The organism is Roseibium sp. RKSG952 (genome assembly GCF_009711355.1).
In genome coordinates this window covers 1-19,382 of record NZ_SMMF01000891.1, presented here as the reverse complement: position 1 = coordinate 19,382, position 19,382 = coordinate 1, and the positions used below count along the sequence as shown (strand labels likewise).

Sequence of the window (19,382 nt, the reverse complement as noted above, 5' to 3'; positions counted from 1 at the left end):
CGATGATTAGAGTTCAGTAAGGTTTACAAAGACTGAACAACCAGGGGGAAATGCGGATGGCCGCGATGATTTCCGCAATTTCACAGCACCTGCGCGAGGCCGGGCATCAGACTCACCACCCGGACTTCTCCGATCTGATCGGCGACATCCGCCGTCGGCGTCCTGCGCACCCGCGTGAGAACCTGCGGACTTCCAGCCGGTCCGACCGGCGCGATGATCATCCCCGCCGGTGCGAGCTGGCTGTAAAGGACTTCCGGGATTTCGGTCACGGCACCCGTCAGTATGATCCGGTCGAAAGGGGCGCGGGATTTCAGGCCCAGCAATCCGTCCTCGTGGTGGACGCTGACATTGTCGAGCTTGAGTGCCGCAAGCCGCTGGGCTGCCAGCGTGCATAGGGTTTTGTACCGGTCGATCGTCTCGACGCGCCCGGCAAGATGCGCCAGAACGGCAGCCTGGTAACCCGACCCTGTCCCGATTTCCAGAACGCTGTGGTCCGGCTTGAGTTGCAGGGTCTGCGCAATGCGAGCCACCTGGGAGGGTGCCGACACCACCTGACCGCACTCGATCGGCAATTGGGCATCATCATAGGCGAGCCGGTGCAAGCGGGCGGACAGAAACAACCGCCTCGGTACCCGCTCAATGGCCGACAACAGGGTCCGGTCCCCGATCCCCCTGCCCCGAAGCGCCAGAACCAGCCCGGCCCGCGCCTCGATTTCATCGGCAGCCGGCTCGGCCGCGGTCTCGAAATCAGCAAACATTCCGTTAGAGGTCACGGGTCCCGACATTGCCTGGCACTCCTCAACTCAGCTCCCGGGACAACCCGTCGATCAGGTCATGGGCCGTCAGATCGATACGCAAGGGTGTGACCGATACATACCGGTCCGCGATGGCCTGCAGGTCCGAATTGCCGCGGATGGACTTGCCACGGTCCCGGAAACCCAGCCAGTAATAGGGCATGCCGCGGGGGTCGACGCGCTCATCTATGATCAGACCGCTTTGCTCGTGATGCCCCTGCACGGTGACTTTCGTGCCGCGGACCTCTTCCGGCGTACAAACCGGGAAATTCACGTTGAACAGGGAATAGTCCGGCAAGGGAAATTCCAGAAGCCGCTTGAACAGGGCCGGCGCATGGGCCTCCGCCGTCTCGTAGGGCGGTTCTGTACCGGCTGCCCAGTCACAGGCCTGAGACACCGCGATGGACGGGATCCCGAGGATCGCGCCCTCCATCGCACCGGCCACCGTACCCGAATAGGTCACATCCTCGGCCAGGTTCTGCCCGCGATTGATGCCGGACAAAACAAGATCCGGCATGCCCGGCAGCACATTCCGGACCCCCATGATGACACAGTCGGTCGGCGTCCCGCGCACGGCAAATCGTTGCCGGCCAACTTGCCGGAGCCGCAGAGGCTCACTGAGTGTGAGGGAATGCGCAACACCGCTTTGATCGGTTTCAGGGGCAATCACCCAGATGTCGTCGGACAATGCGCTGGCAATGCGCTCCAGGGCCTCAAGCCCCGGAGAGTGAATTCCGTCGTCATTCGTGATCAGAATACGCATCAACCGATTGTCTCCAAACCGTTCATGTAGGGCCGCAAAACGTCCGGCACGGTCACGGTGCCGTCGCCGTTCTGGTAATTTTCCATCACCGCGATCAGGGCGCGCCCGACAGCCACCCCGGATCCGTTCAGCGTGTGGACATGGCCCAGCTGCTTGCCGCCGCCGATCCGGTAGCGGGCATTCATGCGCCGTGCCTGGAAATCACCGCAGACCGAACAGGAAGAAATTTCACGATAAGTGTTTTGCCCCGGAATCCAAGCCTCGATGTCATAGGTCTTGCGCGCGCCAAAACCCATATCGCCGGTGCACAGGGTCATGACCCGGTAGTGAATCCCGAGCTTTTTGAGCACGTTCTCGGCACAATCGAGCATCCGATCCAGCTCTTCCAGCGACTTGTCCGGTGTGGTGACCGAGACGAGTTCACACTTCTCGAACTGGTGCTGGCGCAACATGCCGCGCGTGTCGCGTCCGGCAGACCCCGCTTCCGACCGGAAACAATAGGTCAAAGCGGTCACCCGCAGCGGCAACTCGTCCTCGCCCAGGATTTCACCGGCCACGAGATTGGTGAGCGGCACCTCCGCCGTGGGGATCATGTAATGCCCGTCGGTGGTCTTGAACTGGTCTTCCTCGAATTTCGGCAGCTGACCGGTCCCGAACAGCGGCTCGGCATTGACCAGAAGCGGCGGCGAGACTTCGGTGTAGCCGTGCTCCTGCGTGTGCAGGTCGATCATGAACTGGCCAAGCGCGCGCTCCAGACGGGCGATCTGCCCCTTCAGGACGACAAAACGCGAGCCCGAAAGTTTCGCGGCAGCGGCAAAATCCATCCCGCCCAGAGCCTCGCCCAGCTCGTAATGCTCCTTGGGCGCTTCGTTGAAGCTGAAGGCAGGCTTTTGCCCGTGCTCGCGGTGAAAGACGTTGTCCTTCTCGTCCTCTCCCAACGGCACATCGTCAAACGGCAGGTTCGGGATCCCGGCCATGGCGGCCTCGAGTGCGGCAATCAGCTTGCGCTCTTCTTCCTCGCCGGACTGGATGAACGACTTGATCTCGGCAACTTCATCGATGAGCTTCTGCGCCGCCTCATTATCACCGGACGCTTTCGCCTTGCCGATTTCCTTCGAGGCCGCGTTCCGGCGCTCCTGTGCTTCCTGAAGCCTGGTGATATGATGCCGGCGGGCATCGTCAAGGGAGAGCAGCTTTGCGCTCGAGGCTTCGAAGCCACGCTTGGCAAGGGCCTTGTCGAAGGCGTCGCTGTTGTCTCTGATCCACTTGATGTCAAACATGGTAGTTCCCGGAACGGCGTATTGAGGGATCGACCGCCGAACCGGGGACTGGTTTTTGAAGGTGCTAAGCCGCTTCTTCGGCTTCCTTCTGGGCCCGTTTCCGCTCGACGAGTCTCACTGAAATGATGGAGACTTCGTAGAGAAGGAGCGTGGGCAGTGCAAGACCGATCTGCGAAATCGGATCAGGAGGTGTGAGAACTGCAGCCGCGACAAAGGCGGCAACGACCGCATATTTGCGCTTCTGCTTGAGCGTCTGGGACCCAACGATCCCGGCACGGCCCAACAGGGTCAGAACCACCGGCAGCTGAAACACGAGACCGAATGCAAAGATCAGGATCATGATCAAGCCAAGGTATTCACTCACCCTTGGCAGCAGGGAAATCGCCGCCTGCCCGGCCCCGCCCTCCTGCTCCATCGACAGGAAGAAGCTCATGGCCATGGGCATGACCAGGAAATAGACAAGACACGCGCCGATCAGGAACAGGATCGGGGTCGCCACCAGAAACGGCAGAAAAGCGCCCCGTTCTTCCTTGTAAAGACCCGGGGCCACGAACATGTAGATCTGGCTTGCAACCACCGGAAACGCCAGAAAAAGCGCACCGAACAAGGCAAGCTTCAACTGGGTGAAAAAATATTCCTGTGGAGCCGTATAGATCAGCTCGATGGAGCGGGTCGCTCCCGCCGCCCGCTCATATGGCACGATCAGAATGTTGAAGATGTCGTTTGCAAATATGAAGCAAACGATGAACATGACAATGATCGCGGCAATTGACCACATCAACCGCTGGCGCAGCTCGATGAGATGCTCGATCAAGGGCGCTTTCGAGGCGTCGATATCTTCCTGGCTCATGCCTTGTTTTCTTCTTGAACAGGCTTTGGTGCATTATCCGCCGATTGAACCGGCTCGTTCGGGCCCGTCTTATCGGACGGTTCGGTAGCCGGCACGGAACCATTGCCGGACGCCGTCTCTTTTTGCCCGGTCATCTCTGCGGTGGCAGCGCCGTTGGACTGTCTTTTGGGACGATAGTCTTCCTCAATGGATTTCTTGAGGTCGCCAAGAGGGTTGAAGTTACCCGCCTCTTCGACCTGCTTTTTCATATCGGCGATGTCCGCCTGTTTTTCCGCTTCCCTAAGAGCCTCGTTTAAGGTCGACTGGAACTCGCGCGACATGCGCCGCATTTGCCCAATCGTCTGTCCGAGGCTGCGCAACATCTTGGGAAGGTCTTTCGGACCGACAACGATGATCGCGATACATGCGACCACCAGCAGTTCGGTCCATCCAATATCGAACATGAACGGTCCGCCGTCTCAAGGTTCAGCGATTAAGAACGCACACAAGGAACCCAGATCAGCTGGCCTTGGACTGGTCCTTGGTTTCCTCGGCCTTCACGGACTCAGTCGCCTGATGATCGATTGTCTTGGCGGTGTCGGTCGTGCTGGGCGTATCGTCCTCAGCCATTCCCTTCTTGAAGCTCTTGATTCCCTGAGCCACATCACCCATCAGCCCGGAGATTTTTCCGCGACCGAACAGCAGAACAACGATCACGGCTATGATCAGGATCTGCCAAAAACTAATTCCCATACGCCAAACTCCCGTTGGTGAGCCCTCGTGAGGCTCTTGCATCCTGTATTACAAAAAAGGCGTACCCGCTGCAACATGCAGGGTCTGCGACATTCGACCTAACCTAGCGGCACATCTCAACCGCTTGCGGGCGTGTCAGGCTCGCGGTGAAAGACAAGAACGTTTTGCGGGTCTGCGGCAACCCCTACATCCATGCCCTCTTGCAAGCCGCTTCCACCCCGGACCCTTGCGTGCACAGGCCTTTCCAAACCGTCGACCGCAACGCTGATCAGATCGACCTCGCCCACGAACCGGCGCGACAGGATCCGACCCGATGCGCCGCACATGGCCGCCCTGTTCAGGACAACCCCTTGCGGGCGAATGCAGACATCAACCTTGTCTCCAGGCGCGAAGCCGTTCAACGGCAACGTTCCGAGTGCGGTTTCGACCCCCACAGACGTCGCTGTACCGTCTATATGGTTCAATTCGGAAAAAAAGCGAGCGGCAAAAATGTCAGTGGGCGCGTTGTAAAGGTCATCCGCCGTGCCGTGCTGGATCAAGCGGCCACGGCGCATCAGGGCAATCTTGTCCCCCATGCGCATGGCCTCTTCCGGGTCATGGGTCACAACGATGCAGGTTGCGCGGGTTTCCCTCAATATGGTGAGGGTTTCCTCGCGCACCGTGTCCCGAAGCCTTCGGTCCAGCCCGGAAAAGGGCTCATCCATCAGCAATATGCCCGGACGCGGTGCAATCGCGCGCGCCAGAGCCACACGTTGTTGTTCGCCGCCCGAAAGCGCATGAGGATAGTCCTCGGCATAGCCATCCAGACCGACCCGGGAGAGAACGGCCAGAGCGACGTTGCGCGCCTCCGCCTTCGGCATATTCGTCAAACCGAACATCACATTGTCCAGATTGCTCATATGCGGAAACAGGGCATAGTCCTGGAACATCAGTCCGACGCCGCGTTTTTCCGGGGGCATGAAGGCGCCGGGACCGGCGACCTCCCGGCCGTTGATCAGCACCCGCCCCTTCGACTGGCGTTCGATCCCTGCCGCAATCCGCATGAGCGTTGTCTTGCCACAGCCGGAATGGCCGAGCAGACACAGCACCTCGCCCGGCGCGACTTCGAGAGACAGGCCCTGGATCGACCCGACGCCATCATAATCGTGAAAGATCCCGTCGAATGTCAGTCCGGCGGCAATCGTGGCCCCGGCCGTCCCGATCGCGCCCCAGCCCGGGCCGCCATTCCATTCACCGCCCGAACGGGGAGATCCATTTTTCTGCGCGGAAGTAGTCAGTGTTCTTGTTCCGAGTTGGTTTCGTCGTCATCAACGAGCGCATCTTCATCGTCACCAAGAGCGTCGTCATCATTTGGAGTGGGCACCATGAAGGACGCCGGGATCGCGCTGTCAAGCAGGCCCGCCCCTTTCAACTCCTCAAGCCCCGGCAAATCCCTTACCGTATCCAGCCCAAAGTGCTCCAGAAACACGTCCGTTGTGCCGTATGTCACCGGGCGGCCCGGCGTCCTGCGGCGGCCACGCATCCGAATCCAGCCGGTTTCCAACAAGACATCCAGCGTGCCTTTGGAGGTCGACACCCCCCGGATCTCCTCGATTTCTGCACGGGTCACCGGCTGGTGGTAGGCGATTATCGACAGCGTTTCAAGCGCCGCACGGGAGAGCTTCTTCTGCTCTTCCATGCTTCGGGACATCAGATGAGACAGGTCTTCAGCCGTACGGAAGCACCACTTCCCGGCAACCTTGACCAGATTGACCCCCCGCGTCGCGTAGAGGCGCCGCACTTCCAGCAAGGCTTCCTCGACCCGGGTTCCGCGCGGCAAGCGATCTTTCAGTTCTTGCTGGCTGAGGGGCTCGGCAGACGCAAACAACATGGCCTCGACCATGCGCACCGCCAGACGATCGACCGGCGCAATCTGCTCTTCGCCGGCAACACCTTCAAGCAGATCGGGCTTAACGCTCATTGGCCGGCTCCGGCGGTGGTTCGGTGCGGCGCGATCGGATGTATACCGGCGAAAACGGTTCGCCCTGCCGCAATTCGATCTCGCCTTCGCGCACCATTTCCAGACTTGCGGTGAAGGTACTCGCCACTATGGTTGCCCAATTTTCCTCTTCCTGCAGGTATTTCTGCAAAAAAACCGTGATCGGTGCCCACTCGGCCATCTCGCCGACCAGACGCGCCAGCAGTTCGCGCGCCTCCTGCAAGGACCAGACCTTGCGTTTCCGCACCCGGACAGACGTCACCGATTGGCGCTGGCGCTGCGTGGCATAGGCGGACAAGAGATCGTAGGTCGTTGCCGACCAGACGCTCTTGCGGATGATCGACTCGGTTTCCGGCATGCCCCGGGCGAACACATCCCGGCCCAGCCGGTTGCGCGCCATGAGTTTGTCTGCGGCAGCCCGCATCGCCTCCAGACGTCGAAGCCTGAACGCAAGCGCCGCCGCCAGTTCTTCACCGGTAGGTTCATCCTCGTTCTTCTCCTCAGGCAGCAAAAGCTTGGATTTCAGATAGGCAAGCCACGCCGCCATCACCAGATAATCTGCAGCCAATTCAAGCCGCAACCGCCGGGCTTCCGTGACAAAATGCAGGTATTGCTCGACCAGCGGCAGGATCGAAATCCGCTTGAGATCCACCTTCTGCGTCCGAGCGAGGCTCAACAGCAGGTCGAGCGGACCTTCGAAGCCATCCACATCGACGACCAGCTGCGGCTCCGACGTTGCACGCTCTGCCTGAGCCGCATCCAGAAAGTCGAAGTCGTCCTGTACTGCCATTCAGCGAATTCCCGTGACGGCGCTCATCGCTCAGGCCGTCCAGCCGGTCAAATCCCGGAATTCTGCCCAAAGAGCCTCGATATCGGAATCTTGCCGTCCGGCCGAAGGGAAAGAAAGGGCCCGCCTGCAGCGTTCAAGGGTTTTCCCTTGGAGAACCGGCGAAACCTGTGCCAATTCACGCATCTGATCCATCTCGCCATTGCAATGAAGCACGATATCGCAGCCTGCCTCATAGGATCTTTCCGACCGCTCGCGAATCGATCCGCTCAAAGCAAGCATTGAGACATCGTCCGTCATCAACAGGCCGTCGAACGCCAACTGGCCCCGGATAACGGTTTCAATCACCTCCCGGCTCTGGGTCGCGGGCCGGTCCGGATCAATGGCCTCAAAGACAATATGTGCAGTCATCGCCATCGGACTGTCGGACAGGCTCCTGAACGGGATAAAGTCGGCCTTTTCCAGTTCCAGGCGGCTGGCAGCGACCCTCGGCAAATGCAAGTGGCTGTCCACCGTTCCCCGTCCGTGCCCGGGAACGTGTTTCATGACCGGCAGAACACCCCCTGCCATCAAACCATCGCTGACGGCGCGGCCCAGCTCGGCCACCATGGCCGGATCATTTCCGAAGGACCGGTCCCCGATCACATCGGACATGCCTTCGGCAGCCACATCAAGCAGCGGCAGGCAATCAACCGTGATTTCCAGATCCGTGAGCGTGTCGGCAATCAGACGCGCACCCAGCCATGCAGCCCTCAGACCAGACTTCCCGTTTTCCCGGTAAAGATCGCCGAACACCCTTTGCGGCGGGAAAGAGGGCCAGTGCGGCGGCAGCAATCGCTGGACCCGCCCGCCTTCCTGATCAATCAGCACCGGCGCATCAGGCCGCCCGACGCAGGCCCGGAACGCCCTGACCAACTCCCGAACCTGGCCGGGGGTATCTATGTTCCGGCGAAACAGGATCAGGCCCCACGGGTCTTCGGACCTGAAAAAGGCTGTTTCTTCGGATGTCAATGCATGACCCGAACAGCCGGTTATGAATGCTTTTGTCATGGCAACCGATTACCCCCGCGTCCGGCGGGGGTCAAGCAAGGCCCCGTGTCCCGACAGTGCAGTGCCGCAGCGAAGCGGTTGCACTTGGGGCCTCCCCCTGCCAAACAGGTGCCAAGTTTTTCGTTTGGGAGATTTTCATGCGCAGGCGTCCGGACATTCCAGCAGGTCAGCTACATCGTTTCAAAATTCCGTCCCAGATCCTGGGGTCCAACCGGTTGGGCGACCCATCCGACCGGGAAGTCATCGTCTACATTCCGCATGGCGAAACCGGAGAAGGCCTGCCGCTGCTTGTGGATCTGGTCGGTTTTACGGCAGGCGGACCGGCGCATACCAACTGGAAAAATTTCGGTGAAAACGTTCCCGAGCGTGCCGACCGTCTGATCCATGAAGGCAAAATGCCGCCTGTCGCGATCGCGTTTCCGGATTGCTTCACCCGGCTTGGCGGCAACCAATATATCGACAGCAACACCATGGGCCCCTGGGCAACATGGCTCACGACCGAATTCCTTGATGCGGTCGAAACCCGTTTCAAGTGCGGAGGCTGGGGAAAGCGCGGCGTCTTCGGCAAGTCGTCCGGCGGGTACGGGTCGATCGTCCACGCCATGATGCATGCGGACGTCTGGACGGCCGCAGCCTGTCATTCCGGCGACATGGCGTTTGAGCTCTGCTACTTGCCGGAAATGCCGAGCGCCTTGCGGGCAATCGCCCAAAAGGGATCGATCGAGGCTTTCCTGACCGATTTCGAAAGCGGGCCGAAATATCCGGGCAGCGCCATGCATGACCTGATGACCTTCGCGATGGCCGCCACCTACGATCCGGACCCCGATCCGGAGGTCTTTTGCGGCATCCGGCTGCCCGTGGACCTGGAGACGTGCGAGATCATTCCGGAGCGCTGGAGCGCGTGGCTGAAATGGGATCCGATCCTGCTGGCAGACACCCATACGGACGCTCTCAAGACACTGAAAGGCCTCTGGATCGATTGTGGCCGGGTTGACCAGTACAACCTCGTTTACGGCGCACGCCGTCTTCACCGCAAACTGGAGGCCGCAAAAGTCGACCATGTCTATGAGGAGTTTGACGACAACCACTCCTCGGTCGATTACCGCATGGACGAAAGCCTGCCCTATCTTGCCGAAAGGCTGACAGCTTAAAGCCTCGCCGTTCAGCGGCGCGGGGTCTTCCTGCGCCGTTGTCTCTTGGTCCCTGTCAAAGCGCTGTATCTTGCCGCCGCCGGATTGAACGCGGCAGGCGCCCCTTCATGGTCAGGATCAGCCCGCCCAGAATAATCAATCCTGCTCCAAATCCCGCCTCAATCGTGGGAACCTCATGATACAGGACAAATCCCAACAATCCCGCGAAAATAACCCAGGAATAGCTAACAGGAGCAAGTGTCGCCGCCCCTGCCCTGCGATAGGCCGCGACATTGAATGACTGGCCCGCAATCGCACAAGGTCCAAGCAGCAAAAACCAGACCGCAACCGACCAATCCACACTCTGGCTGGCTGCGATCCAGATCACCGGAATTGTGAGGATCAAAGCGGCAATGACATTGACATATGTGAGCATAACGACCGTGCCCTCGCGTTGGGCAAGGTAGCGGATCACCAGGGCTTCACTGGCCATGAAAAACGCCCCCAAGAGCGCGGCGATGATCCCGTCGAGTGCAAGATGGCTGGCACCCGCCGTGTCGGCGGCGGCAGACTGGACCACCAGAAGCGCACCCAGCCCGCAGACAATCCCGGCAATCCAATGCCGTGCGACAACGCTTTCCCCAAGAATCAGGCCGGCGAGAGCAATTGCCATGATACCTTTCGTCAAACCGATTGCGGCGGAATCGGCTACAGGAAGCACGGAACTGGCATAAATCATCCCGCCCAAGCCCCCAATCGCCAGAGCGCCGCGCAGCAGATGAATGCGCCACAACGGGCTGATGTACCCCTCTTCCGGTGCCCCCTTGACAAGATTGACGGCTCCAAGTGTCAGAGCCCCCCCGAAGAAACGCAACCACACCAGCACCAGCGCCGGAACCGCACCGCCTGCAAGCTTGCCTGCCGCAAATACAGGCGTAAAAAGGGCGATGCCGCAAAGGGCAAGCAGAACGGCAAGCGGTGTGTTTTCTGCAAGCCGGTACCGGCTGTGATCGGACATGTTTTAACTCTGGACTGATTGGATCTTGGCGCCGTCTAGCACGCGGACCATTGACCGGGCAGCCTCCAATAGCTGATATCCCTTATGCATATACGCATGACATTGCGTATCTTCTACTGAATACGCATAGTGGGCGCATGAACTGGGATGACATGAAAATCGTGGATGCTGCGGCGCGAACGCTGTCCTTGTCGCGCGCATCCAAACTGCTCGGCATGAGCCAGCCGCAACTCAGCCGCCGGTTGCGCCAATTCGAGGATCAGGTCGGAGCACGCCTGTTCGATCGAACCCCTTCGGGCTTGAAGCCGACAGAAGCGGGCGCCCGGTTGATTCCGCTTGCCGCCGACATGAGATTGCAGGCAGACGCGGCAGCCCGCGCCCTGCCGGATCTTGCCGCCACGTCCATGCGCGTCGTGCGCGTTTCCGTCGACGAAGTCCGGGCTGACATTCTCGCCAGCGGGCTGGCACGCCATGACGCTCAGCTGAAAGGCATCGAACTTGAGCTGATTGACGCGCAGCTTCATGCTGACCATCAAAACCGGGGAACCGAGCTTCAGATCCGCACCTGCCTGCCGGATACCGATACGCTCGTGGCACGCCGTATCGGGACACTGGCCTATGCAGTTTACGGTTCTCGCGAGTTTGTTGACCGGAATCCTGCCGCCCGAACAGCTGACAGATATGCGCTGTGCGACTGGATCGGGTTCGCACCGGACAAACTGTGGTATCCGGCGCAAAAACTCTGGCTGGACCAAAGGTCAGCCAAACGGCCGTGCATGCGCACCAACACAATGACCACCGCGCGGGACCTGACTGCAACTGGTGCCGGTCTGGGAATCCTGCCCGTTTTCATGGGCGACAGGCACCCGGACCTGATCGCTCTCACCGACCCCATTGAGGAATTGTCGGCGCCTGAACACCTCATCCTTCACCGGGACCTCCTGCGCGAACCGGCTGTGCGGATAGCCTCGAATGCAATTGCAGAAATCTATCGGGAAACGTCAAACCACTTGAACGGTGGCGGGGAAGTCCGCGCCACCGGCTGACATTATCCATTAGTTCTGGCGGACGAAACAGTCTCCGCCAGCAGCCTTCAGGTTCTCGCAAAGCGTGATCGCTTCGTTTCTCGAACCCGCCGGGATGCGTGCCCGGTAGAACGTTCCGCGCTCGCCAAGATCGGCCGACACGATCACCGCATTCCGGTTACCCAGAACGCTCGGAAACCGCTGTTGCAGGCCGATATAGGCATCCTGCGCCGCCTTGGCAGACCGCTGCGATGTCACCTGCACCACATAGGTTCCGGGTGCGATCTGACCGGCGGGAGCAGATGCGGCAGGCGCCGCCGTTGCAGCCGTGGCAGATGATGGCGCCGAAGCGGTCAGGTCCAGCGGGCCGGATGTGTTGGCCGCTGCGGGTGCTGCGGTTTGCGGAGCGCTGGCAACACGGACTGGAGCCGCGGGCTTCAAGCGGGGTGTCACCGAGGGGACGGCTGCGGGAGCTGCCTCGGTTGCTTGCGCTTCAGATGCTTCCGGCTGCCCAGTTACCGCAGCCCCGGTTGTGGAAGGCGTTGCAGCGGCAACCGGCGTCTCAGACAGGTTTGGTTGAGATACGACAGGCTCTGGCGTCACGGCCCGCGCCGCCTCAGAGGGCGCTTCTGCGGTCTGTTCGCTTGCGGCTCCCGCTGTTGCTGGATTTGCACCGGACACGCCATCTGCAGCACCCGGCAAAGCGGATGCCGCGGCAACTGCCGGTTCTTCAGTCCGCTCGGGCGTCCGAATCGTGCGGTTGCTTCCAACCTGAACCGTTTCGTCACCGCCAGTAACGATCGTCCCGTCCGGACGAACGACCAGCGTGCGGACTTTCTTGGGTGATCCCGGAACGAGCTGATCGGTCCCAGTCATGTTTTCAGGCGCCGGGGGCAGCTCGGCTGGCTGTGTCGTTTCCGGCAGGACCAGACGTTCCCGCGACGGATCAGAAACCCCGCCAACGCGATCATAAATCAGCTTGGAGCCCTGGCTGTCATCAGAGGCCTCCTGCTTCTCGGGAAAAACCTTCAGGGGTCCATCTAGGCCGGCAATGACAGGTGGTGGCCCATCTTGTGCAGGTACGATCGTATCGTCGAAGAAATAGAAGCCGCCGATCCCCAGAACCGCTATCCCGAGCACCGTGATTGCTGCGACTGCGCCCTTTCGGGACCGGCCTTCGGCGCGTGGTGCAGCCGCCTTTTCCGCGGCCGGATGCGGCGGCAAAACTCCGGGCTGGTTCAGGATCGGGTCGCTTTCCTGCATTGCACGCGCGACTGCATCAAGGTCATAGCCTTCCTGCGGGGGCTGCATATCGCTTTCGTCATTGCGCGGAACAGAAGCGGCCGCTGCCGGCCAGCTCATGTTGTCAATGTCGTTTGGATCTGCTGCTTCCGGCTCCAGAGGCGGCAAAGGGTGGAGTTCATCTTGTTGCGCCCGAGGAGCTTCTTCGCCTTCCCCCCCAAGCGGCGGCAGAGGATGAAAATCCGTTTTCTCCGGAACTTCGGGGGCGGCCTGAGCAGAATGTGCTGTTTGTGCCGTTTGAAACTCCGGCAATTTCAACTCAGCCAGCAAAGCCTCAAAATCCGGCTCTTTCGGTGTTTCCGGAACCGGCGCCTGTTCTGCTGGCGGTGCTTTGACAGCTTCCGCCTCGAACAGCTCGTCTTCCAGGGCGGGCTGGTGATCATTGGCCGGAACGCCGTGATCAAAACCACCCGGCAGGTGTTCCTGAGGGACACCGGGAGCATCCGCTACCGGCTGAACGGGCATGTCTTTTGCCTGAGCCTCGCCTGCGGGCCTGTCAACTGCAGGGCGCGGTTGTTGGACGGCTTGAGCAGATTTGGCAGGCACCGGCTGGTGAACCGGAGCAACGGGCTGCATCGGCATTTGCCGTGCATCGTGTTTCGGTTCCGGCATTGGGGACTGCACCTGAGCTTGCGCCATTTCCGGCCCGGCATCCGCAGGCATAACCGCTTCGGTTGCCGGGTCGAAAGACTGGCGCAGAGCTCCAATCAGCTCATCTTCAAAACCGGACGTGAGATCCGCGTCTTCCTGCGGTGCCTGCGGCGTTTGAACCGGCGCTGCGGCGACCGGTTCCGGTGCCTTTGGCGCAGGTTTCTGCGCTTGCGTTACGCCGGGCTGTGGCGTTGCCCGGGTTATGGGCGGCTGCGCGCTTTCAGGCCTTTGAGAACTCGCAGCTGCCTTTTCCGGTTCCTGCTTGGCGGCGGGCATTTCCGGCCACAAGACCGTGTCCACCTGCACCTTGTGATCGGAGGACTTCGGAATAATGAGCCTGGCTAACGGCTCTTGAGGCGCTGGTTTAGGTTGCGGGGCCGCTGCAGGCACAGCAGCCTCCTGTTGCGCGGACCGCTGTACCGGGGGTTTGGGCGCCCGCACATAAGGAGGCTTCTTGTTTTGCATCAGGGCGTCGGCCAATTGCGGGCGTGCAGCTGGCTCAGGAGCCCCCGCAGGCTCTTGTGCGGGTTCTGTCCGTGCGGGATTTTCCTGCTTCTGTTTTTCCGGTTGCGGGACGATATCGTCCAAACCTGCAAAATAGTCCGTATTAGCCACGCGATTTCCTGTCACACTCGCCCCCGGATTCTTGTTTCGATGTACGATGCGCGCCAATTCAACCAGCGGATCTTCCGCCGGCTCCTGCCTTGTGTCAGCGCGCGCACTCCCTTGCTGGAGCCGGTCTGATTTCGGGGGATCGGAATTTCCTGCCATGTCTGAATTTTCTACCCGGCCAATTCGTGTCCTTGGCGGCTCACCTACCAAAACGTCGAAGCCTAAGACTTCAGCGCATTTCCTCAGGTGCGTCGACGCCCAAGATAGCAAGACCTGAGGCAAGAACCAAAGATATTGCTCGCACCAGGGCGAGGCGCGCCAGGGTCAATCTGGTATTATCAGTGTTAATAAAACGTAATTGCGGCATTTCCTTGCCTCTATTCCAGTGGGCATGCAAGGAACTCGCGAGATCATACAGGTAAAAAGCGACACGATGCGGCTCGTGTGTTTCGGCAGCCGAATCAACGATCCGCGGCCACTGGGCCATCTTCGCAATCAGCTCCAGTTCGCCTTCATCGGTCAAAAGGCCAAAGTCGGCAGAGGCCAGAGCGGTATCCGTGATATCAGAATCAGGCAGTTCATCGGCAGCCTGACGCAAGACAGAACAACACCGGGCATGGCCGTACTGGACATAAAAAACCGGATTGTCCTTGGACTGTTCAGTCACCTTTTCGAAGTCGAAATCAAGCGGCGCATCATTCTTCCGGTAAAGCATCATGAAGCGGATCGGATCCCGGCCGACTTCGTCCACAGCATCCCGCAAGGTGATGAAGTCCCCTGACCGCTTGGACATCTTGAACGGTTCACCGCCCTTGAAGAGCTTCACCATCTGGCAGAAGCGGACAATGACCTCTGCCTTTCCGTCCGAGATCGCCTGACCGACCGCCTGCAAGCGCTTTGCATAGCCTCCGTGATCGGCTCCCAAGACGTAAATCATCTCGTTGAAACCACGGATAAACTTGTCGCGGAAATACGCGACGTCGGCTGCAAAATAAGTATAGGAACCGTCAGATTTCTTAAGGGCACGATCGGTGTCGTCTCCATAGTCGCTGGCCCGGAACAAGGTCTGCTCCCGGTCCTCCCAATCGTCCGGCAGCTGCCCCTTGGGCGGCGGCAGCGTGCCTTGATAGACAAGATCACGCTCGCGAAGGGCATCCAGCATTTCGTCAATCCTTGATGTCGCGTTCCCCTCCTGCGCGTGAAGCGTGCGTTCGGAAAAGAAGACCTCGTGATGCACGTTCAGGGTCGCCAGATCGGAGCGGATCAGGTCGAGCATGGCTGCCACGGAAAAATCTTTCACGATCGGCAACCAGTCGCCTTCCGGCATTTTCCCAAGGCTTTCACCATGCTCTTTTGCCAGCGCTTCGCCGACCGGCTTCAGGTAATCGCCAGGGTAGAGTCCAGCCGGAATGGCGCCAATGTCTTCGCCAAGCGCTTCGCGGTAGCGCAAGAATGCGCTCCGGGCGAGTGTATCAATCTGCGAGCCCGCATCGTTGATATAGTACTCACGGGTGACCTTATATCCCGCAAAGTCAAGCAGGTTGGCGAGAGCGTCGCCCACGACGGCACCGCGCGTGTGGCCGACATGCATCGGACCCGTCGGATTTGCGGAAACATATTCCACATTGACCTTTTTGCCGGCACCCAATTGGGACCGCCCGAAATCGGCCCTGCCGCTCATGACGGCGCCCATGACCTTTTCCCAGACCGAATGAGCCACACGGAGGTTGATGAACCCCGGCCCGGCAATCGCCGCCTCGGTGATGTCCGGATCGGCCTGCAGCTTTTCGACGAGTTTTTCAGCCAAGTCCCGCGGCTTCATGGCGACTTGCTTCGACAACACCATCGCCGCATTGGTCGCCAGATCCCCGTGTGCCGGATCTCGCGGCGTTTCCACCGTCACGCGCGACAGGTCCGGCACGCCACCTTCGTTTGTCGCGAGATCGAGATCGAGAAGGGCCGCTTTCACGCGGGTTGAGAATTCGGCGAAAATATTCATCGAAAGCCTGATGCCTGTTTTTGAATGGCAAAAAGCGCTCGAAAGCCCATGCCTTCGGCGCTGCCGGGTCATTTGTTGCAGTGCGCCTAGCCCAAATCGGGCGTATCGTCAAACAGTCTGCGGTGTTCCTCGATGGCGTAACGGTCGGTCATCCCCGCGATATAGTCGCAAACGCGGCGGGCAAGGCTGTTCGCGTCGAGGTCCGGCCGGTCGTCGCACCAGGGCGCCGGCATCAGTTCGGGTTCGCGCAAATAGCGGTAAAACAGCTCCCGAACGATCACGGAGACGTTCCGGCGAATGGCCAGAACACTCTCATGACGGTAAACTCGGGCAAACAGGAAGGCCTTGACCTCCTTTTCCGCGCCCGTCAGCGGTTCCGAAAACCCGACGAGGGCCCGGCCGGCGGCCCTTACCTCCTCCACCGATTGCGGGTTGGCAGACCCGATACGGGCCACGGACTCGCGGATCACATCCTCGACCATCCGCGTGATCGAGCGGCGGACAATCTCATGGATCCGCCGCCCCTCTTCCAGACCGGGATACTTCTTGTCCACTTCCGCCAGAATGTCTGCAAGAAACGGCACGCCGCGCATGTCTTCAATGGCAAAAAGACCCGCGCGCAGCCCGTCGTCCAGATCATGGGCATCATAGGCAATATCATCCGCAATCGCGGCTGCCTGCGCCTCCAGACTTGGCCAGGTGTCAAGCAACAGGTCCTGCTGTTTGGCATATTCGCGAATTGCGAAAGGCAGTTTGTCTCCGGCAAACTTGCCAAGCGGCGCTCCGGCTGCGTCCAGCAGCGGCCCGTTGTGTTTCACAAGCCCTTCGAGGGTTTCCCATGACAGGTTCAAACCGTCGAAGTCGGCATATCGTTGCTCCAGACTTGTGACAATACGAAGGGACTGGGCATTGTGATCAAACCCGCCATAAGACGCCATGCAGGCATGCATGACATCCTCGCCCTCGTGGCCAAACGGCGTATGGCCGAGATCATGCGCAAGTGCCAAACACTCCGCCAGATCTTCATCGAGGCGCAAGGCCCGGGCAAGTGAACGCGCAATCTGCGAAACTTCAATTGTGTGGCAGGCGTGTCCGGAAATGATCCCCCTCATGAAACACGAAAACCTGCGTCTTGTGCTTCAACCGGCGAAAGGCTGTGGAATGGATGATGCGATCCCGGTCCCGCTGATAGGGCGTGCGGGTCGGGCTGGAGGGTTCATGCACCAACCTGCCTTTCGTGCCAGCAGGATCCACAGCAAAGGGGGCCCGCGCCTGCGCCCCGTAACCAAGGCCGATCTTTAAATCCATCTTCTGCACCATAGCTCCCGTTTCCTGCCTTGAGGCAGACGCCTTGCGCACCTTGCATTGACGGCGTGAGCCGTACAACATACCTATCGGATAACGACCGCGTGGACGGCTTTCCCTGGCCGGCCGCGGACAACCCGATGATTCACGGCAGAAACATGACCGAAACTCTTGAACATCCCGTAACAGTCAGCGACCGCGCTGCAAAGCGGATCGCCAAGATCCTGTCGAACGAACCGCAAGGCAGCATGCTGCGTGTCTCCGTTGAAGGCGGCGGGTGCTCCGGGCTGCAGTACAAATATGGCGTTGTCACCGAGCGCGAAGACGATGACCTTGCCATCGAAAAAGCGGGCATCACCGTTCTTGTCGACACCATTTCGCTTGAGTACATGTCCGGCTCGCAAATCGATTTCGTCGACGATCTGATCGGCCAGTCCTTTCAGATCAACAACCCGAATGCCGTTGCAGGATGCGGCTGCGGGACAAGCTTCACGATCTGATCTATTATACAAAACACTGACGGTCGGCGCTTATCGGGCACCGGCCGCAAACCGGCAGTTTTTCATGAAAATCGCAACCTGGAACATCAACGGCGTGAAAGCGCGTATCGACACCGTGCTGGAATGGCTCAAGGAAGCGCAGCCCGACCTCGCCTGTTTTCAGGAAATCAAATCCGTCGACGAGAACTTTCCCCGCAAGGCCTTTGAAGACCTCGGATACAATGTCGAAACTCATGGCCAGAAGGGTTTCAACGGGGTGGCATTGCTCTCGAAACTGCCGCTGGAAGACGTGCAACGAGGCCTTCCGGGCGACGAGAACGACGAACAGGCACGTTATATCGAGGCAACAATTTCGGTTGGAAGCGGAGCCGTCCGGGCAGGATGCCTCTACCTTCCCAATGGCAATCCGCTTGGCACCGAGAAATTTCCCTACAAGCTGAGCTGGATGGAGCGCTTGATCGCCCACACCCAAAAGCGGCTGGCAGAAGAAACACCGTTTCTTCTCCTTGGCGATTTCAACGTGATCCCGGACCCGATTGATGCCCGGAACCCGGACAACTGGACCGGCGACGCGCTCTTCCAGCCTGAAAGCCGTCAGAATTTCCGCACGCTCGTCAATCTCGGCATGACCGAGGCCGTTCGCGCCTGCACGGATGCGCCCGAAACCTATACGTTCTGGGATTATCAGGCAGGGGCCTGGCAGAAAAACAACGGCATCCGGATTGATCACATCCTGCTGTCGCCACAAGCCAGCGACCTCATGAACGGGTGCGGGATCGACAAGCATGTTCGTGGATGGGAAAAGCCGTCCGACCACGTGCCGGTATGGGTTGATCTGGCAGCCTGAGGCTTCGGACGGTTTCTCTGCCCCAAGGGAACCGGCAGACTGTTGATCCGCCTGGCGCACGTGATAATCTCTGGTAATGGGATAACGAAAAGGCGCACACCGTCCGCTTGCGCCGGATACGGACGGAAATATTCGGGGCGGGGCTACTTTGTGACTGTAGCCCTCCTTACCGCTGTTTTTGTGCCTTTTCCAGTATCAGGCAACGCTGAGGAAGCCGCCTCTGCCCTGCCGGCCGGCACGCGATCCGCTCAGGTCATCAGCTGCACCTGCAGATATCGCGGAAACGACTACGACCTGGGTGAATCCGTTTGCCTCAACGGTCCGGAAGGCCCGCGCCTTGCGACCTGTGGAATGGTGCTCAACAACACATCGTGGAAGCTGTCCACAACCCAGTGCCCGTCCGCTTGGCGCCTGCTTCACCCAAAACAGACATCAAGTTTGGGGTCGTAACCGCACTTTCCCCGGCCAGCGTTGATTGTTTCCTTGTTTGGCGACAACAACACCGGCACCCCTGAACGGGCACGCTTCCCATCAGCTTGCTTGCATACAGGTTCATCCTCTAACCGTACCAAACAGCCTGCCCCCCGCGATACACCTGTAGTTTACTAAAAAATAATGACCTCTGCATAGTAAAGCCAATCGAAACATGCAGAATATGGGCTTACTTCACAGAAGTGGCGATGACGTCATATGATGCTTGTTGCCATGAGCTTCACTATGCAGTTTTTTTGGAAAAGCGAAATCTTGTGCGTTTGGCCG

At 59.6% G+C, this 19,382-nt stretch carries 17 protein-coding genes and 1 pseudogene; 4 read left to right on the top strand and 14 right to left on the bottom strand.

Annotated features, from left to right (window positions below):
* Window positions 1-80: 80 nt before the first annotated feature.
* The 10 genes from E1297_RS14765 to nagZ form a co-directional block, all read right to left on the bottom strand.
* Window positions 81-785, bottom strand: a complete 705-nt coding sequence (locus tag E1297_RS14765; protein ID WP_244327772.1) for a protein-L-isoaspartate(D-aspartate) O-methyltransferase — start codon at window positions 783-785, stop codon at window positions 81-83.
* A gap of 13 nt (window positions 786-798) precedes the next feature.
* Window positions 799-1,557: a 5'/3'-nucleotidase SurE gene (surE, locus tag E1297_RS14760; RefSeq protein ID WP_155139443.1), complete on the bottom strand. Its 759-nt coding sequence runs from the start codon at window positions 1,555-1,557 to the stop codon at window positions 799-801.
* On the bottom strand, window positions 1,557-2,837 hold the full coding sequence (serS, locus tag E1297_RS14755) for a serine--tRNA ligase (RefSeq protein WP_155139441.1): 1,281 nt from the start codon (window positions 2,835-2,837) through the stop codon (window positions 1,557-1,559). The genes surE and serS overlap by 1 nt, the downstream gene beginning before the upstream one ends.
* Before the next feature lie 64 nt (window positions 2,838-2,901).
* Complete coding sequence (tatC, locus tag E1297_RS14750; protein ID WP_155139439.1) at window positions 2,902-3,687, bottom strand: twin-arginine translocase subunit TatC; 786 nt, start codon at window positions 3,685-3,687, stop codon at window positions 2,902-2,904.
* Entirely contained in the window at window positions 3,684-4,130 is a 447-nt protein-coding gene (gene tatB / locus E1297_RS14745; protein ID WP_155139437.1) for a Sec-independent protein translocase protein TatB, read from the bottom strand. Before tatB ends, tatC begins: the two co-directional genes overlap by 4 nt.
* Before the next feature lie 55 nt (window positions 4,131-4,185).
* Entirely contained in the window at window positions 4,186-4,419 is a 234-nt protein-coding gene (locus E1297_RS14740) for a twin-arginine translocase TatA/TatE family subunit (protein WP_155139435.1), read from the bottom strand.
* A gap of 116 nt (window positions 4,420-4,535) precedes the next feature.
* On the bottom strand, window positions 4,536-5,621 hold the full coding sequence (locus E1297_RS14735) for an ABC transporter ATP-binding protein (protein WP_368669567.1): 1,086 nt from the start codon (window positions 5,619-5,621) through the stop codon (window positions 4,536-4,538).
* A gap of 71 nt (window positions 5,622-5,692) precedes the next feature.
* Window positions 5,693-6,379 carry an SMC-Scp complex subunit ScpB gene (gene scpB / locus E1297_RS14730; protein ID WP_155139430.1) on the bottom strand — a complete coding sequence of 229 codons (687 nt, stop codon included), beginning with the start codon at window positions 6,377-6,379 and terminating at the stop codon, window positions 5,693-5,695.
* Window positions 6,369-7,187 carry a ScpA family protein gene (locus tag E1297_RS14725; protein ID WP_155139429.1) on the bottom strand — a complete coding sequence of 273 codons (819 nt, stop codon included), beginning with the start codon at window positions 7,185-7,187 and terminating at the stop codon, window positions 6,369-6,371. Before E1297_RS14725 ends, scpB begins: the two co-directional genes overlap by 11 nt.
* A 30-nt stretch (window positions 7,188-7,217) precedes the next feature.
* Window positions 7,218-8,234, bottom strand: a complete 1,017-nt coding sequence (gene nagZ / locus E1297_RS14720; RefSeq protein ID WP_155139427.1) for a beta-N-acetylhexosaminidase — start codon at window positions 8,232-8,234, stop codon at window positions 7,218-7,220.
* A 137-nt stretch (window positions 8,235-8,371) separates the two neighbouring features.
* Between nagZ and E1297_RS14715 the strand changes: the two genes are divergently transcribed.
* Complete coding sequence (locus tag E1297_RS14715; protein ID WP_155139425.1) at window positions 8,372-9,385, top strand: esterase family protein; 1,014 nt, start codon at window positions 8,372-8,374, stop codon at window positions 9,383-9,385.
* Between the two features lie 55 nt (window positions 9,386-9,440).
* Here the strand turns inward: E1297_RS14715 and E1297_RS14710 are convergent, their stop codons facing one another.
* Complete coding sequence (locus E1297_RS14710; RefSeq protein WP_155139423.1) at window positions 9,441-10,382, bottom strand: DMT family transporter; 942 nt, start codon at window positions 10,380-10,382, stop codon at window positions 9,441-9,443.
* Between the two features lie 137 nt (window positions 10,383-10,519).
* Between E1297_RS14710 and E1297_RS14705 the strand changes: the two genes are divergently transcribed.
* Window positions 10,520-11,428 carry a LysR family transcriptional regulator gene (locus E1297_RS14705; RefSeq protein ID WP_155139421.1) on the top strand — a complete coding sequence of 303 codons (909 nt, stop codon included), beginning with the start codon at window positions 10,520-10,522 and terminating at the stop codon, window positions 11,426-11,428.
* A gap of 9 nt (window positions 11,429-11,437) precedes the next feature.
* Here the strand turns inward: E1297_RS14705 and E1297_RS51285 are convergent, their stop codons facing one another.
* The 3 genes and pseudogenes from E1297_RS51285 to E1297_RS14690 all read right to left on the bottom strand — a co-directional run bounded on the left by E1297_RS51285 (window position 11,438) and on the right by E1297_RS14690 (window position 17,279).
* On the bottom strand, window positions 11,438-13,975 hold the full coding sequence (locus E1297_RS51285) for an SPOR domain-containing protein (RefSeq protein WP_196223322.1): 2,538 nt from the start codon (window positions 13,973-13,975) through the stop codon (window positions 11,438-11,440).
* A 226-nt stretch (window positions 13,976-14,201) separates the two neighbouring features.
* Complete coding sequence (gene argS, locus E1297_RS14695) at window positions 14,202-15,971, bottom strand: arginine--tRNA ligase (RefSeq protein WP_155139417.1); 1,770 nt, start codon at window positions 15,969-15,971, stop codon at window positions 14,202-14,204.
* A gap of 86 nt (window positions 15,972-16,057) precedes the next feature.
* A pseudogene (locus tag E1297_RS14690) lies at window positions 16,058-17,279 on the bottom strand (deoxyguanosinetriphosphate triphosphohydrolase).
* A gap of 155 nt (window positions 17,280-17,434) precedes the next feature.
* On the opposite strand from E1297_RS14690, the gene erpA reads away from it, so the two are divergent.
* On the top strand, window positions 17,435-17,776 hold the full coding sequence (gene erpA, locus E1297_RS14685) for an iron-sulfur cluster insertion protein ErpA (RefSeq protein ID WP_155139463.1): 342 nt from the start codon (window positions 17,435-17,437) through the stop codon (window positions 17,774-17,776).
* 64 nt (window positions 17,777-17,840) lie between these two features.
* Entirely contained in the window at window positions 17,841-18,623 is a 783-nt protein-coding gene (gene xth / locus E1297_RS14680; RefSeq protein ID WP_155139409.1) for an exodeoxyribonuclease III, read from the top strand.
* Window positions 18,624-19,382 lie beyond the last annotated feature (759 nt).